The 14,749-nt window shown below is 62.9% G+C and carries 13 protein-coding genes; 7 read left to right on the forward strand and 6 right to left on the reverse strand.

Annotated features, from left to right (window positions below):
* Window positions 1-16: 16 nt before the first annotated feature.
* Window positions 17-568 (reverse strand): DNA-3-methyladenine glycosylase I, encoded by a 552-nt coding sequence (locus tag DJ563_RS20905; RefSeq protein ID WP_033702457.1) that lies wholly within the window; start codon window positions 566-568, stop codon window positions 17-19.
* 83 nt (window positions 569-651) lie between these two features.
* Here DJ563_RS20905 and glyQ point away from each other — a divergent pair, with 83 nt between their 5' ends.
* From glyQ to DJ563_RS20925, 4 genes are read left to right on the forward strand one after another with little or no spacing between them, the layout of a single operon-like run.
* A complete protein-coding gene (gene glyQ, locus DJ563_RS20910) occupies window positions 652-1,599 on the forward strand; it encodes a glycine--tRNA ligase subunit alpha (RefSeq protein WP_033702456.1) in 948 nt (315 codons plus the stop codon).
* Window positions 1,596-3,650 (forward strand): glycine--tRNA ligase subunit beta, encoded by a 2,055-nt coding sequence (glyS, locus tag DJ563_RS20915; protein ID WP_095063962.1) that lies wholly within the window; start codon window positions 1,596-1,598, stop codon window positions 3,648-3,650. Before glyQ ends, glyS begins: the two co-directional genes overlap by 4 nt.
* Before the next feature lie 3 nt (window positions 3,651-3,653).
* On the forward strand, window positions 3,654-4,181 hold the full coding sequence (gmhB, locus tag DJ563_RS20920; RefSeq protein WP_274099396.1) for a D-glycero-beta-D-manno-heptose 1,7-bisphosphate 7-phosphatase: 528 nt from the start codon (window positions 3,654-3,656) through the stop codon (window positions 4,179-4,181).
* A 45-nt stretch (window positions 4,182-4,226) separates the two neighbouring features.
* A complete protein-coding gene (locus DJ563_RS20925; protein ID WP_274099397.1) occupies window positions 4,227-5,012 on the forward strand; it encodes a lysophospholipid acyltransferase family protein in 786 nt (261 codons plus the stop codon).
* Between the two features lie 176 nt (window positions 5,013-5,188).
* Here DJ563_RS20925 and DJ563_RS20930 read toward each other — a convergent pair whose 3' ends face one another.
* Window positions 5,189-6,808, reverse strand: a complete 1,620-nt coding sequence (locus DJ563_RS20930) for an MFS transporter (RefSeq protein ID WP_033702451.1) — start codon at window positions 6,806-6,808, stop codon at window positions 5,189-5,191.
* Between the two features lie 97 nt (window positions 6,809-6,905).
* The gene (locus DJ563_RS20935) at window positions 6,906-8,552 is read right to left on the reverse strand and encodes a GMC family oxidoreductase (RefSeq protein ID WP_434518272.1); all 1,647 of its coding nucleotides are present in this window, start codon (window positions 8,550-8,552) and stop codon (window positions 6,906-6,908) included.
* A gap of 170 nt (window positions 8,553-8,722) precedes the next feature.
* On the opposite strand from DJ563_RS20935, the gene DJ563_RS20940 reads away from it, so the two are divergent.
* On the forward strand, window positions 8,723-9,610 hold the full coding sequence (locus tag DJ563_RS20940) for a LysR family transcriptional regulator (RefSeq protein ID WP_186655441.1): 888 nt from the start codon (window positions 8,723-8,725) through the stop codon (window positions 9,608-9,610).
* On the opposite strand, the gene DJ563_RS20945 is transcribed toward DJ563_RS20940, so the two are convergent.
* The 3 genes from DJ563_RS20945 to DJ563_RS20955 are packed head-to-tail and all read right to left on the reverse strand — an operon-like array spanning window position 9,599 to window position 12,618.
* On the reverse strand, window positions 9,599-10,417 hold the full coding sequence (locus tag DJ563_RS20945) for a sulfite exporter TauE/SafE family protein (protein ID WP_434518273.1): 819 nt from the start codon (window positions 10,415-10,417) through the stop codon (window positions 9,599-9,601). The two genes, DJ563_RS20940 and DJ563_RS20945, sit on opposite strands and share 12 nt — an antisense overlap.
* Window positions 10,414-11,694 carry an NAD(P)/FAD-dependent oxidoreductase gene (locus DJ563_RS20950; protein WP_434518274.1) on the reverse strand — a complete coding sequence of 427 codons (1,281 nt, stop codon included), beginning with the start codon at window positions 11,692-11,694 and terminating at the stop codon, window positions 10,414-10,416. Before DJ563_RS20950 ends, DJ563_RS20945 begins: the two co-directional genes overlap by 4 nt.
* A gap of 39 nt (window positions 11,695-11,733) precedes the next feature.
* Window positions 11,734-12,618 carry an MBL fold metallo-hydrolase gene (locus DJ563_RS20955; RefSeq protein WP_434518275.1) on the reverse strand — a complete coding sequence of 295 codons (885 nt, stop codon included), beginning with the start codon at window positions 12,616-12,618 and terminating at the stop codon, window positions 11,734-11,736.
* Window positions 12,619-12,840: 222 nt separating this feature from the next.
* Between DJ563_RS20955 and DJ563_RS20960 the strand changes: the two genes are divergently transcribed.
* Together DJ563_RS20960 and DJ563_RS20965 are read left to right on the forward strand one after the other, a co-directional pair.
* A complete protein-coding gene (locus DJ563_RS20960) occupies window positions 12,841-14,145 on the forward strand; it encodes a sigma-54 interaction domain-containing protein (protein WP_186663693.1) in 1,305 nt (434 codons plus the stop codon).
* 134 nt (window positions 14,146-14,279) lie between these two features.
* Window positions 14,280-14,702 carry an RcnB family protein gene (locus tag DJ563_RS20965; protein WP_274099402.1) on the forward strand — a complete coding sequence of 141 codons (423 nt, stop codon included), beginning with the start codon at window positions 14,280-14,282 and terminating at the stop codon, window positions 14,700-14,702.
* Window positions 14,703-14,749 lie beyond the last annotated feature (47 nt).

Here is a 14,749-nt window from a genome sequence, read left to right on the forward strand (position 1 = left end):
CGCGCATTGTACCCCTTCAGCGCGCCAAGGCGGCGTAGCGATCACAATCGGTGGTGTGGTCCATGACCATGCCGGTGGCCTGCATGAAGGCGTAGCAGATGGTCGGGCCAACAAAAGTGAAGCCAGCTTTTTGCAAGGCCTTGCTCATCGCCTTGGCTTCGTCGGTGACTGCCGGCACGTCGCTGCGGCCCACGAAATGATTGACCTTGGGCTTGCCGCCGACAAATGACCAGAGCCACTCGGCGGGGTTATCCACAGCCAGCCAGGCCTGGGCGTTGCGCCGGGCGGCCTTGAGCTTGAGGCGGTTGCGGATGATGCCGGCGTCGAGCATCAGCGCTTCGATGCGTTCATCGCTCATCTGCGACAACTTCAACGGGTCGAAGCCGTGCAGCACCTCGCGATAGCGCTCGCGTTTACGCAAAACCGTGATCCATGACAGCCCAGCCTGGAACCCTTCGAGCAAAAGCATCTCGAACAGCAACGCCGGATCACGCTGCGGTGTTCCCCATTCCTGGTCGTGGTAGGCCTGGTACAACGGATCGTCGGTACACCAAAAGCAGCGTGGCATAAGGCTCCAATGAGTAGAGGGCGAGGCGAATCAGGTTATACTCCCGCTCTTTACATCCGCATCCCCAGATACAGGTGAATTTCGTGAGCCAGCCTACGCCAGCCGTGCGTACCTTCCAAGACCTGATCCTCGCCCTGCAGAACTACTGGGCAGCTCAAGGTTGTGTGGTGCTTCAGCCCTACGATATGGAAGTAGGCGCCGGCACTTTCCATACCGCCACGTTCCTGCGCGCCGTTGGCCCAGAGACCTGGAACGCCGCCTACGTGCAGCCTAGCCGTCGCCCTGCCGACGGGCGGTATGGCGAAAACCCAAACCGCCTGCAGCACTACTACCAGTTTCAGGTGGTGCTCAAGCCGAACCCGGCCAACTTCCAGGAGCTGTACCTCGGCTCGCTGAAAGCCATCGGCCTGGATCCGCTGGTCCACGACATCCGTTTCGTCGAAGACAACTGGGAATCGCCGACCCTCGGCGCCTGGGGCCTGGGCTGGGAAATCTGGCTGAACGGCATGGAGGTGACCCAGTTCACCTACTTCCAGCAGGTCGGCGGCATCGAGTGCTACCCGGTCACCGGTGAAATCACCTATGGCCTGGAACGCCTGGCCATGTACATCCAGGGCGTCGACTCGGTCTACGACCTGGTCTGGGCCGATGGCCCGTTCGGCAAGGTCACCTACGGCGACGTGTTCCACCAGAACGAAGTGGAGCAGTCGACCTACAACTTCGAACACGCCAACGTCGAGAAGCTGTTCGAGCTGTTCGACTTCTACGAAAGCGAAGCCAACCGCCTGATCAAGCTGGAGCTGCCGCTGCCGACCTACGAAATGGTCCTGAAGGCCTCGCACACCTTCAACCTGCTCGACGCCCGCCGCGCCATCTCGGTGACCGAGCGCCAGCGTTACATCCTGCGTGTACGTACCCTGGCCCGGGACGTGGCGCAAAGCTATTTGCAAGCCCGCGCACGCATGGGCTTCCCGATGGCGACCCCTGAACTGCGTGACGAAGTGTTGGCTAAGCTGGAGGCTGCACAATGAGTGCTCAAGATTTCCTGGTAGAACTGGGCACCGAAGAGCTGCCACCCAAAGCCCTGGCCACCCTCGGCGACGCCTTCCTGGCCGGTATCGAGAAAGGCCTGCAGGCCGCAGGCCTGAACTACGCCGCCAAGTCGGTATACGCCGCGCCGCGCCGCCTGGCGGTGCTGATCCGCCAGCTCGACGTGCAGCAGCCTGACCGCAGCATCAATATCGACGGCCCGCCCCGCCAGGCGGCCTTCGACGCCGAAGGCAACCCGACTCAGGCAGCCCTGGGCTTCGCCAAGAAGTGCGGCGTCGAGCTGGCCGAGATCGACCAGAGCGGCGCCAAGCTGCGCTTCTCCCAGCACATCCCGGGCAAGGCCACCCTCGGCCTGCTGCCGACCATCGTCGAAGACTCGCTCAACGACCTGCCGATCCCCAAGCGCATGCGCTGGGGCGCCAGCCGCGAAGAGTTCGTGCGCCCGACCCAGTGGCTGGTGATGCTGCTCGGTGACCAGGTCGTCGACTGCACCATCCTTGCCCAGCAAGCCGGCCGTGAGTCCCGCGGGCACCGTTTCCATCACCCGGAAAACGTGGTCATCACCACCCCGGCCAACTACGTTGAAGACCTGCGCAAAGCCTACGTGCTGGCCGACTTCTCCGAGCGCCGCGAGCTGATCGCCAAACGCACTGCGGAACTGGCCATGCAGCAGGAAGGCAGCGCCATCGTGCCGCCCGCGCTGCTGGACGAAGTGACCGCCCTGGTCGAGTGGCCAGTGCCGCTGGTGTGCTCGTTCGAGGAGCGTTTCCTCGACGTGCCGCAAGAAGCCCTGATCACCACCATGCAGGACAACCAGAAGTACTTCTGCCTGCTGGACAGCGAAGGCAAGCTGCTGCCGCGCTTCATTACCGTGGCCAACGTCGAAAGCCGCGACCCGAAGCAGATCGTCGAAGGCAACGAGAAGGTCGTGCGCCCACGCCTGACCGACGCCGAGTTCTTCTTCAAGCAAGACAAGAAGCAGCCGCTGGAAACCTTCAACGAGCGCCTCAAGAACGTGGTGTTCCAGGCTCAGTTGGGCACCGTCTACGACAAGGCCGAACGCGTTTCCAAGCTGGCCGCCTTCATCGCACCACTGATTGGCGGCGATGCCCAGCGCGCCGGCCGCGCCGGCCTGCTGTCCAAGTGCGACCTGGCCACCGAGATGGTCGGCGAATTCCCTGAAATGCAGGGTGTTGCCGGTTACTACTACGCGCTCAACGATGGCGAGCCGCAAGACGTCGCCATGGCCCTGAACGAGCAGTACATGCCGCGTGGCGCTGGCGCTGAACTGCCGCAGACCCTGACCGGTGCTGCCGTGGCCATCGCCGACAAGCTCGACACCCTGGTCGGCATCTTCGGCATCGGCATGCTGCCTACCGGCAGCAAAGACCCTTACGCCCTGCGCCGCGCCGCACTGGGTGTACTGCGCATCCTGATCGAGAAGCAGCTGGACCTGGACCTGACCGGTGCCGCCGAATTCGCGGTCAAGCAGTTCGGCGCCAAGGTCAAGGCCGCCGGCCTGGCCGAGCAAGTGCTGGAGTTCATCTTCGACCGCCTGCGTGCGCGCTACGAAGACGAAGGCATCGACGTTGCCACCTACCTGTCGGTACGTGCCCTGAAGCCGGGCTCTGCCCTGGACTTCGACCAGCGCGTGCAGGCCGTGCAGGCTTTCCGCAAACTGCCGGAAGCCGAAGCCCTGGCGGCGGTGAACAAGCGCGTATCGAACCTGCTGAGCAAGGCCGAGGGCGCCATCGCCGAACAGGTCGAGCCGAAGTACTTCGACAACGCCAACGAGTTCTCCCTGTACTCGGCCATCCAGCAGGCCGACCAGGCCGTGCAACCGATGGCTGCCGCACGCCAGTACAGCGAGTCGCTGGCCCGCCTGGCTGCCCTGCGTGACCCGGTCGACGCCTTCTTCGAGGCGGTGATGGTCAATGCCGAGGACGCCAAGGTCCGCGCCAACCGTTATGCCCTGCTCAGCCGCCTGCGCGGTCTGTTCCTGGGTGTAGCCGACATCTCGCTGCTGGGGTAAGCCTTGAAACTGCTGATTCTCGATCGTGACGGGGTGATCAACTACGACTCCGACGCCTACATCAAGTCGCTGGAAGAGTGGGTCCCCATCCCCGGCTCGGTCGAGGCCATCGCGCAGTTGAGCAAGGCGGGCTGGACGGTGGCCGTGGCCACCAACCAGTCCGGCATTGCCCGTGGCTACTACTCGCTGGATACCCTCGAGGCCATGCACACGCGCCTGCGTGCGTTGGTGGCCGAGCAGGGCGGTGAAGTGGGCCATATCGTGTATTGCCCGCATGGGCCGGACGAGGGCTGCGCTTGCCGCAAGCCCAAGCCGGGCATGCTGCTGGCAATTGCCGAGCATTACCAGGCCGCCCTTGGCGGCGTGTGGTTTGTCGGCGACAGCCAAGGTGACCTTCAGGCTGCCGTGGCCGTCGGTGCACAACCTGTGCTGGTGAAAACCGGCAAGGGTGAGCGGACCCTGGAAAAAGGCGTCTCCGAAACTACACTGATTTTCGACGATCTGGCAGCTATCGCCAGAGAACTAATTTAAACAGTGCGCCTTCGGGCGCATTTTTCTCAGGCGGGCACGCCCGCAATGGTACAAGCCACTATGTCGATCCTGCAGGCGATCAGAATCTTTCTTTTTTACCTGCTGCTGGGCACCAGCTCGTTGCTGTGGTGCACCCTGAGCTTTTTTGTCGCGCCATTCTTGTCATTCCCCAGGCGTTACAAGTTCATCAACGTGTACTGGTGCCGTTGCGCGTTATTTCTGAGCCGCACCATCCTTGGCATCGATTACAAGATCACCGGCGCCGAAAACGTGCCCAGTGAGCCGTGTGTGATCCTGTCCAACCATCAGAGCACCTGGGAAACCTTCTTCCTTTCCCAGTACTTCTCGCCCCTCAGCCAAGTGCTCAAGCGCGAGCTGCTGTACGTGCCGTTCTTCGGCTGGGCCATGGCCATGCTGCGGCCGATCGCAATCAACCGCGACAACCCCAAGGAAGCCCTGCGCCAGGTCGCCAGCCAAGGTGACGAGCTGCTCAAGCAGGGTGTATGGGTGCTGATTTTCCCGGAAGGTACTCGCGTGCCGTTCGGCACCGTCGGCAAGTTCTCCCGCGGCGGTACCGCGCTGGCAGTCAATGCTGGCCTGCCGGTGCTGCCCATTGCGCACAACGCCGGCAAGTTCTGGCCGAAGGCTGGCTGGGGCAAGCGTGCGGGCACCATCGAGGTGGTGATCGGTGAGCCGATGTATGCCAACGGCACCGGCCCGCGTGCCATCGCCGAGCTCAACGACCGCGCCGCCGCCTGGAACGAGGCCACGCAAAGGGCCCTGGGTTCGCTGCCACCGGTGGATGAAAAACCGCACGAGCAGATGGCCTGACGTTCTGTGGATAACTTGTGAGCAGTTTTTTAATGAGCGGTTGCAAGTACGCGTTAAGTGATTGAATTAGCTGTTTATTTCTTCACGTTACAGATTTGCGAAAAACGTGCATAAGTTTTTCGGAGGCATAAAAAAACCGGCGCTTAAGCCGGTTTTTTTATGGGCGTTTTACCCCCTCAGACCTTGTCGATATCCACGTCCTTGGTTTCCTTCAGGCAGAAGATCCCTACCACCAGGCTGATGCCGGTCACCAGCACCGGGTACCACAGCCCGTAGAAGATATCCCCGGTATACACCACCAGCGCGAACGACACCGTCGGCAGGAAGCCACCGAACCAGCCGTTGCCGATGTGATAGGGCAGGGACATCGAGGTATAACGGATACGGGTCGGGAACAGCTCGACCATCACCGCCGCCAGTGGGCCGTAGGTCATGGTCGCGATCAGGATCATCGCCACGATCAGTACTACCACCATCACCTGGTTCACTTGCCCTGGGTCAGCCTTGGCCGGGTACCCCGCCTGCTCGATCGCCGAACGCATGGCGGTTTCGTCGAAACCGTTGATGGTCTTGTCGCCAATGTTGACCACCACCTCGCTGCCGGCCACGCTCACCGAGCTGTACGGCAGCCCCTGCTTGACCAGGAACGTCTTGACCTTGTCGCACGGGCTGTCGAAACGCGCCTTGCCGACCGGGTCGAACTGGAAGGTGCAGCCCTGCGGGTCGGCGGTGACCACAATCGGCGCCTGACGGCTGGCGGCGTCGATCTGTGGGTTGGCGTAATGGCTGAGCGCCTTGAACAGGGGGAAGTACAGCACGGTCGCCAGCAACAGACCCAGCATCAGAATCGGCTTACGCCCGATGCGGTCCGACAGCCACCCGAAGAACACGAAGAACGGCGCCCCGATCACCACACTGATGATCAGCAGCGTGTTGGCCTGGGCGGGGTCCATCTTGAGCATCTGGGTCATGAAGAACAGCACGTAGAATTGCGCCGTGTAGAAGGTCACCGCCTGGCCAGCGTTGATGCTGAACAGGGCAGTGAGTACCACCTTGAGGTTCGGCCAGGAGGTGAACGATTCACGGATGGGCGACTTGCTGATCTTGCCCTGGGCCTTCATTTTCACGAAGGCCGGCGACTCGTGCATGCTCATGCGGATCCAGGTGGAGATCGCCAGCAGGAAGATCGACAGCAGGAACGGCAGGCGCCAGCCCCAGGTTTCGAACTGGTCGCCGCTGATGTAGCGGCTGCCCAAAACCACCAGCAGCGACAGCAGCAAGCCAAGGGTGGCGGTGGACTGGATGAAACCGGTATGGAAGCCGCGCTTGCCTTGCGGCGCATGCTCGGCCACGTAGGTTGCCGCACCACCGTACTCACCGCCCAGCGCCAGCCCCTGCAGCATGCGCAGGATCACCAGGATGATCGGTGCCGCGATGCCGATGCTGGCATAGGTTGGCAGCAGGCCGACGGCAAAGGTCGACAGGCCCATCAGCACGATGGTCACCAGGAAGGTGTACTTGCGCCCGATCATGTCGCCCAGCCGGCCGAACACCAGCGCACCGAAGGGGCGAACCAGGAAGCCGGCGGCGAAGGCCATGAGGGCAAAGATGAAGGCCGTGGTGTCGTTGACCCCAGCAAAGAACTGCTTGCTGATGACCGCTGCCAGCGCGCCATAGAGAAAAAAGTCATACCACTCGAAAACTGTCCCGAGGGATGACGCGAAAATGATCTTTCGTTCTTCGCGACGGCTGGTGCCGCTGGCCGTCGCACCCTGCTCTTGGATGTAATCCGACATCGTTGCTGTCCTCGGCCCACAGGCCACAGTGATTATTCTTTTTGTTCCACTGTCGGCAGCTTCCGACCGCAAGCTGCCGGTGTTGCACGCACCCGGGTCAGGGCGTCGGTATTGCGTCTTCGTTTAGGTAGGTCTGGGTTGCGGCTCCTTTGAGGATAAGTTGCGCCGCCTTCTCGGCGATCATCAGCGTGGGTGAACAGGTATTGCCGGAGGTGATCTGCGGCATGATCGAGGCATCCGCCACGCGCAGGCCGGGTATGCCGTGTACCCGCAACTGGTTATCCACAACATCCAGTGGGCCGCTGCCCATGCGGCAGGTGCCCACAGGGTGGAAGATGGTGGTACCGATCTTGCCGGCAGCCTCGAACAGGTCTTCTTCACTTTGCAGGGCTGAGCCCGGCAGGTATTCCTGTGGCGCGAACGCGGCGAGGGCAGGGGCCTGGACTATGCGCCGGGTGATCCGGATGGCGTCGGCGGCAACCCGCAAATCTTCAGGGTCACTGAGGTAGTTGGGGTCGATCAATGGCGCGCTGTGCATATCTGCAGCACCGATGTCGATGCGCCCGCGGCTGAGCGGCCGCAGGTTGCACACCGAGGCGGTGAATGCCGGGAAGCGGTGCAACGGCTCGCCGAAGCGCTCCAGCGACAAGGGCTGCACGTGGTACTGCAAGTTGGCGGTGGCGTGCTCGGGGCTGGAACGCACGAACGCGCCCAACTGGCTGGGGGCCATGGCCAATGGGCCGCTGCGGTCGTACAGGTAACGCAGGCCCATGCCCATCTTGCCCCACAGGCTGTTGGCCATCTGGTTGAGGGTACGGGTGTTGCGGACTTGGTAGATCAGGCGCAATTGCAGGTGGTCCTGCAGGTTGCCACCGACACCGGGCATGTCATGGCGCACGCCGATCCCCAAGTCTTCCAGCAATTTGCGCGGGCCGATGCCGGAGCGCTGGAGGATGCCCGGCGAGCCCACGGCCCCGGCGCACAGAATGATCTCGCGCCGCGCAGCGAATTCGTGCCAGGCATTCTGCCAGCGGGCTTTTACCGCACGCGCACGGGTGTTGTTGAGCAGCACCTGGTCGACTTCCACGCCGGTCAGCACCGTCAGGTTCGGCCGGCTCATCACTGGCCGCAGAAACGCCTTGGATGCATTCCAGCGCACACCGCTGCGCTGGTTGACCTGAAAGTATCCACAGCCCTGGTTATCACCCGTGTTGAAGTCGTCGACGTTGGCGATGCCGCTTTGCTCGGCCGCATCGCGGAAGGCGTCGAGGATCGGCCAGCTGTAGCGCTGGCGCTCGACCCGCCATTCACCGGCAGCGCCATGGTGCTCGCTGTCACCGGCAAAGTGGTTTTCGCTGGCCTTGAACAGGGGCAGTACGTCCTGCCAGGCCCAGCCTGAGTTGCCTTGCTCGGCCCAGCGGTCATAGTCGGCCGCCTGGCCGCGCATGTAGATCATGCCGTTGATCGAGGAACAACCGCCAAGCACCTTGCCCCGTGGGTAACCCAGGCTGCGGCCGCCCAGGCCGTTCTGCGCCTCGGTCTTGAAGCACCAGTCGGTGCGGGGGTTACCGATGCAGTAGAGGTAGCCGACGGGGATGTGGATCCAGGGATAGTTGTCACGGCCACCCGCTTCAAGCAGCAGCACGCGGCAGGAAGGGTCGGCGGACAAGCGATTGGCCAGCAGGCACCCGGCAGGACCGGCGCCCACGACCACGTAGTCGAAGACAGAATCGGCTGATGGCATGTGCAACCTCGCGCCTGATTATTGTTCTTGTCCCGAACCATCTTATTGATTAATTTCGCTGTGGAAACACGAGATTTCGCGCAGCCGCTGTGCGTTTTAGCACAGCGGCAACCATTGGACGCACACGGTCATTGTGGGAACGACCGCGTAATCGGGATGCAGGGATCAGCATGTTCGACTGGAACGATTTGCGGTTTTTCCTCGAGTTGCAGCGCAGCGGCCGGCTGCTCACCGCTGCCAAACGCCTCAACACCACCCACAGCACAGTAGCCCGGCATATCGAGAGCATCGAGAAAAGCCTGGGCACGCCCCTGTTCGTGCAGCACGCCCAGGGCTACGACCTGACTCCCTCCGGCCAGGCCCTGCTCAAGCACGCCGAAGCCATGGAAAACGTGGCTTTGCTGGCGCAGGAAGAAATCACCCAGGCCATCACCCCGCTGGGCAAGATCCGCCTGGGGGTGACCGAAGGCATCGGCATCATGTTCTTCACCCCGCGCATGAACGCGCTGTTCGAGCGCTACCCAGGCCTTGAGGTGGAGCTGGTGGCCGTACCGCGCTTCGTCAGCATCCTCAACCGCGAGGCGGAAATCAGCATCCACCTGGAGCGGCCCAATGCCGACCTGCTGATCACCCGCAAGCTCACCGACTATCGACTGGCCTTGTATGCGAGCCAGGCCTACCTCGACCGCGCGCCGCCGCTGCGCACCCGCGAAGACCTGGCCCGGCACAGTTGGATCGGCTACGTCGATGACCTGCTGTTCAGCCAGGAGCTGCTGTTTCTCAACAGCTTCTGCCGGTCGCCCAGCGTGGCATTTCGCAGCACCAGCGTGATCGCCCAGCAACAAGCCGCACGCGCAGGCCTTGGCATTGCCGTGTTGCCCAACTTCATGGCGCGCCACGACCCGACGCTGGTCCGTGTGCTGCCCAGCGAAACCATCCAGCGCAGTTACTGGATCTGCACGCGGCGTGAGCTGCACAAGTCAGTGCGCCTGCGGGTCGTGTGGGACTACCTGCTGGCGCTGTGCGCCGCCGAACAAGGCGAGCTGTTAGCTCAATAGAACCTTGCCAGCCAGCAGCAGGGCGGCCAACCAACCGGCCACGGCAAACATCTGTTGCAACCGTGGCCCAGCCAGCCTGGCCGCCAGCGGCCGCGCCAACAGCAAGCCGGTCACCGCGCCGAGCGCAAAGGGGGCACCAACCTGCCAGTGCATTACCCCCGCCAGGCTGGCGCTGACCACGCTACCGGTGGACACCAGCGCAATCACCGCCAGCGAGGTAGAGACGATGCTGGCCATGCGCAGGTTGGTGTAGCGGTTCAAGGCCGGAATAATCACGAAGCCACCGCCCACCCCCAGCAGGCCGGACAACAACCCCGACAGCGCACCAGTCAATGCCAGGGCCCGTGCGCAGGGGAGCGTCCAACGCAAACGCCCCTGCAATGGGTTGAGCACGCAAGGCTCGATGTAGCGGTGCGCATCGTTAGCTTCGCCGCGCAGCTCCCTGGCGGCCTTGCGCCAGATGCGCAGGCAGGCGTAGACCAGCACGCAGGCGAATATCAGCACCAGCGGTGTATTGGGCACGCGGTGCGCCAGCATCAAGCCAAAGGGGGCGACCGCGATGCCGATCAGGGCAATGAACAAAGCCGCCCGGTAGCGCACCAACCCTTGGCGCAAACCCAGCACGGCGCCCACGGCGGCAGCCAGGCCCACAGCCAGCAGGCCGACGGGCGCCGCCTCGACCATCGACAGGCCCAGGCCAAACACCAGCAGTGGCACCGCCAAAATACCGCCCCCGGCGCCGGTCAATGCCAACACCGCACCAATGATCGCGCCCAGGCCCGCGCCCAACAGTTGATGTTCGATCACTTGCCGGCCTCGGCTACCAGTGGCTGCGGGCGCGCCAGCCATTCACGCCCTTTGAGCATGCCTTTCCAGTACAAGGGTGGCAGTACCCGTGCCTTCAGCAACCAGGCCAGGCGCGTCGGCTGGCGGCCATCGAGCAACCAGCGCGGGAAGCTCGGCGCCACCTTGCCGCCATAGGTGAACTCGGCCAGCACGATCTTGCCGCGCTCGACGGTCAATGGGCACGAGCCATAGCCGTCGTACTGGGCGAGGGTAGGCAGCCTGCCCAGCGCCACCAGCACATTGTTGGCCACTACCGGCGCCTGCTTGCGCGCTGCTGCGGCAGTCTTGGCATTGCTGGTGCTGGCCACGTCGCCCAAGGCATGGATGTTGATGAATTTTCGGTGGCGCAAGGTCTGCGGGTCGACATCGACCCAGCCTGCACTATCGGCCAGCGGGCTTTCGCGAATGAACTCGGGCGCCACTTGCGGCGGTACCACGTGCAACATATCGAAGGGCTCGATGCGGGTTTCATGGCTACCGTCAGGCAACGTACGCACGAACGTCGCGCGCTTGCCGGGGCCATCCACTGCCACCAGCCGGTGGGCGTAATTGAGGTCCACGGCGTACTTGTCGATATAGGCCATCAATGCAGGGACATAGTCGGCAACGCCAAACAGCACGGCACCGGCGTTGAAGAAACTGGCTTTTACATCGCCCAAATGGCCCTGACGCAGCCAATGATCGCAAGACAAATACAGCGCCTTCTGCGGCGCGCCGGCGCACTTGATCGGCATTGGCGGCTGGGTGAACAGGGCACGGCCTTGCCTGAGGTTTTGCACCAGCTGCCAGGTGTAAGGCGCCAGGTCATAGCGGTAGTTCGAGGTCACGCCGTTGCGGCCAAGGGTCTCGCTCAGCCCGTCGATGGCCTGCCAGTCGAGTTTCAGGCCAGGGCAAACTACCAACTGCTCGTAGCTGATGGCGCGGCCATCCTCAAGCACGACAAGTTGGCCCAAGGGATCGAAGCCCTGCACCCGCGCCTTGATCCATTGCACACCCCGGGGAATGGTCGAGGCCATGGTGCGCGCCGTGCTCGGCGCCTTGAACACACCGGCGCCGACCATCGTCCAGCCCGGCTGGTAGTAGTGCAAGTCGGCGGGGTCGATCAGTGCGATGTCCAATGACGGATCACGGCTGATCAGGCTGGACGCCGTGGCGATACCGGCAGCACCGGCACCGACGATGAGCACTTTGTGGTGGTCGGTAGTGGAAGCATTGGCAGGGGACAGCAAGGCAGGCATGGCGGTAGTTCCTGGAAATCTCGTTATGGGTAAAAGCGATCAAAGCGTGTTCAGTGGAATCTTCAGGTAGCTCACGCCATTGGCCTCGGGCTCGGGAAAATGGCCGCTGCGCATGTTCACCTGCACCGATGGCAGGATCAGCACGGGCATGTCGAGGGTCTTGTCACGGGCCTCGCGCATGGCCACGAAGCTGTCTTCATCAACGCCGTGATGGATGTGGATATTGCTGCCGCGCTGCTCGGCCACGGTCGTGACGTACTGCATCGCGCGCCCGCCAGGCAGGTAGTCGTGGCACAGGAACAACCGGGTCTGGTCGGGGAAGGCCAGCAGGCGGCGGATCGAGCGGTACAGAGTGCGGGCGTCGGCGCCGGGGAAGTCGCAGCGCGCCGTACCGTAGTCGGGCATGAACAGCGTGTCGCCGACGAACACCGCCGTTTCACCACCATCCACCACCACATAACTCATGCATGCCGGTGTGTGCCCCGGGGTGTGCAAGGCACGGGCGTGCAGGTTGCCGATGCGAAAACCTTCCTCGTCCTCAAGCAGTACATCGAACTGGCTGCCGTCCCGGGCAAAACCCGGCTCGGCATTGAACAGCGCGCCGAAGACTTTTTGCACCTGGGTGATGTGCGCACCGATGGCGGTGTGGCCGCCAAGTTTTTCCTTCAGGTAGGCGGCTGCCGAAAGGTGATCGGCGTGAACATGGGTTTCCAGAATCCACTGCACCTGGCCACTCAGCGCCCCAACTTGGGCGATCAACCGGTCTGCCGAAGCGGTGCAGGTACGCCCGGACTTGGGGTCGTAGTCCAGCACACTGTCGATCAACGCGCACTTGCGCGTCTCGCTGTCCATGAGCAGGTAGCTGATGGTCGAGGTCGCCTCGTCGAAGAAGGCTTCCACGTGAAGGTTGTTACCGATGATCATCACGTTCTCCAAAGTTTCCTGCACCCTTTGTAGAGGCGTAGGCAGTGACCGGAGGTTTATCAAGATGCATGCCAGGGTTTTTCATGGGCATGGGCCAATGAATGCGGCCCTGCCTGGCACGCGCCAGGCAACATGGCAGCCACATTGGCAGTCGACTGTCAGCCAATGGCAGTGTTTGGCAGTCCTTGCTACCCTCCGCCGGGTTATCACATCGGTGCCCCCATGCCTGAAGCCCATCACATCATCCTAGCGCTGGTTTCCTACCTCGAACACGATGCGCTGCCCACCATCGTGCTGGATACCGACTACAACATCCTCGCCGCCAACGCCGCCTATCGCCGCCAGTTCGGCCGAGACGAGCAGGCGCCGTTGGGTGAAAAGTGCCACAAGGTCTCGCACCACTACGCGGTACCTTGCGACCAGGCAGGTGAACATTGCCCGATGCGCAAGGCGTGGCACAGCAAAGTGCCGGAGCGCGTGCTGCACATTCATCACACCCCGCGAGGCCCTGAGCATGTGGATGTCGAACTGCGGCCGATCCTGGACGAGCAGGGCAGGGTGGTCGCCTTTGTCGAGCGGCTCACCACTATCACCCTAGCCTCGGCGCAGCCTCAGCAACAGGGCCTGGTCGGGCGGGCGCCAGCGTTCAAGGCGGCACTGGCCAGCCTGCAGCGCGCCGCCCCCGCGCAAATTCCGGTGTTGCTGCAGGGTGAATCGGGTACCGGTAAAGAGCTGTTCGCCCGCGCCATCCACATGGGCAGCCCGCGCGCCAGTGGGCCGTTGGTGGTGGTCGACTGCACCGGTTTGACCGAGTCGCTGTTCGAGAGCGAATTGTTCGGCTACGAGAAGGGCGCGTTCACCGGCGCCAACCAGCGCAAGATCGGCCTGGCCGAAGCGGCCCATGGCGGCACGTTGTTCCTCGATGAAATTGGCGAGGTGCCGATGGCGATGCAGGTGAAGTTGCTGCGCCTGATCGAGTCCGGCAGCTTCCGCCCGGTGGGCAGCCTGCGGACCGTGCACGCGGATTTCCGCCTGGTGTCGGCAACACACAAACCGCTCAAGAAGATGGTCGCTGAGGGTACTTTCCGTGAGGACCTGTATTACCGCATCAGTGGCTTTCCGATCCGGCTGCCCGCACTGCGTGAACGTGTGGAAGACCTGCCATTACTTGCCGAGAGCCTCCTTCAGCGCATGGCTGGCAAGCCGACGCCGAGCCTGACCGATGGCGCGCTGAAACAGCTAGGCCTGCATCCATTCCCGGGCAACATCCGCGAGCTGCGTAACATCCTGGAAAGGGCACGGCTGTTTGCCGATGACGGGCTGATCCGCCCCGAGCATCTACCCGAAGATATCGGCCCGCAGAGCGCGCCAGGTTTCACCAAGGGCAGGGGGCATGGCGACTTGAGTGAGCTGGCGCAGGCGCTGGATCAGTTTCAGGGGCCACGCAGTGAACTGGCTCGGCATCTTGGCATGAGCGAGCGCACGCTCTATCGGCGGTTGAAGGCGCTGGGCCTGGGCACGATGTGATCGCCTGGTTCACCTTTACCCGACCTTTACCTCTGGCCAGGGAGTAGGCTGGCAGAACCGCTGTCTGAACAGTTAACCGCACCAGGCGCTCAGTGAGTTGCGCCGGGCCTTAACATGCAGAGGATCAGCATCACATGAAGAAAACCCTGACCGTGCTTTGCGCCGCGCTGATGTTCAGCGTACCGCTGGCCAGCTTCGCTCAACCTGGCCCGCCCCAGGGGCATGACAACGGTCCCTCCCATCAGGGCAACCCTCAGCATGGCGGCCCCCAACATGGAAAGCAGCCACAACAAGGGCGCCCGGGAAACGGCCACGCGCCGGCCTACAAAAATCCAAACTACCGCCCTCAAGCGGGGATGCCGGTACCGCATCAGCAATGGCAACGCGGTCATGCCGTTGACCCCCGTTACCGCGGCGACCGCTATTGGGTGACTGACTGGCGCGCACGTCACCTCTATGCACCGCCGCGTGACCACCGCTGGTTGTCCGTGAACGGCGATTACGTGCTGGTGGCCATCGCCAGCGGGGTGATTGTGAATATTCTCAGTGGGTACTGAGGTCGCCAAAATCGAGGTATAAAAAAGCCCGCTTGCGCGGGCTTTCT

The sequence above is a fragment of the Pseudomonas sp. NFX1 genome (assembly GCF_051123555.1).
Lineage (GTDB): Bacteria > Pseudomonadota > Gammaproteobacteria > Pseudomonadales > Pseudomonadaceae > Aquipseudomonas > Aquipseudomonas capeferrum.

What these genes read in the sequence shown, in the direction of transcription:
- DJ563_RS20905 (WP_033702457.1), bottom strand. Translation starts at nt 568, where the DNA reads ATGCCACGCTGCTTTTGGTGTACCGACGATCCGTTGTACCAGGCCTAC.
- glyS (WP_095063962.1), top strand. Translation starts at nt 1,596, where the DNA reads ATGAGTGCTCAAGATTTCCTGGTAGAACTGGGCACCGAAGAGCTGCCA.
- DJ563_RS20925 (WP_274099397.1), top strand. Translation starts at nt 4,227, where the DNA reads ATGGTACAAGCCACTATGTCGATCCTGCAGGCGATCAGAATCTTTCTT.
- DJ563_RS20930 (WP_033702451.1), bottom strand. Translation starts at nt 6,808, where the DNA reads ATGTCGGATTACATCCAAGAGCAGGGTGCGACGGCCAGCGGCACCAGC.
- DJ563_RS20935 (WP_434518272.1), bottom strand. Translation starts at nt 8,552, where the DNA reads ATGCCATCAGCCGATTCTGTCTTCGACTACGTGGTCGTGGGCGCCGGT.
- DJ563_RS20940 (WP_186655441.1), top strand. Translation starts at nt 8,723, where the DNA reads ATGTTCGACTGGAACGATTTGCGGTTTTTCCTCGAGTTGCAGCGCAGC.
- DJ563_RS20950 (WP_434518274.1), bottom strand. Translation starts at nt 11,694, where the DNA reads ATGCCTGCCTTGCTGTCCCCTGCCAATGCTTCCACTACCGACCACCAC.
- DJ563_RS20955 (WP_434518275.1), bottom strand. Translation starts at nt 12,618, where the DNA reads ATGATCATCGGTAACAACCTTCACGTGGAAGCCTTCTTCGACGAGGCG.
- DJ563_RS20960 (WP_186663693.1), top strand. Translation starts at nt 12,841, where the DNA reads ATGCCTGAAGCCCATCACATCATCCTAGCGCTGGTTTCCTACCTCGAA.
- DJ563_RS20965 (WP_274099402.1), top strand. Translation starts at nt 14,280, where the DNA reads ATGAAGAAAACCCTGACCGTGCTTTGCGCCGCGCTGATGTTCAGCGTA.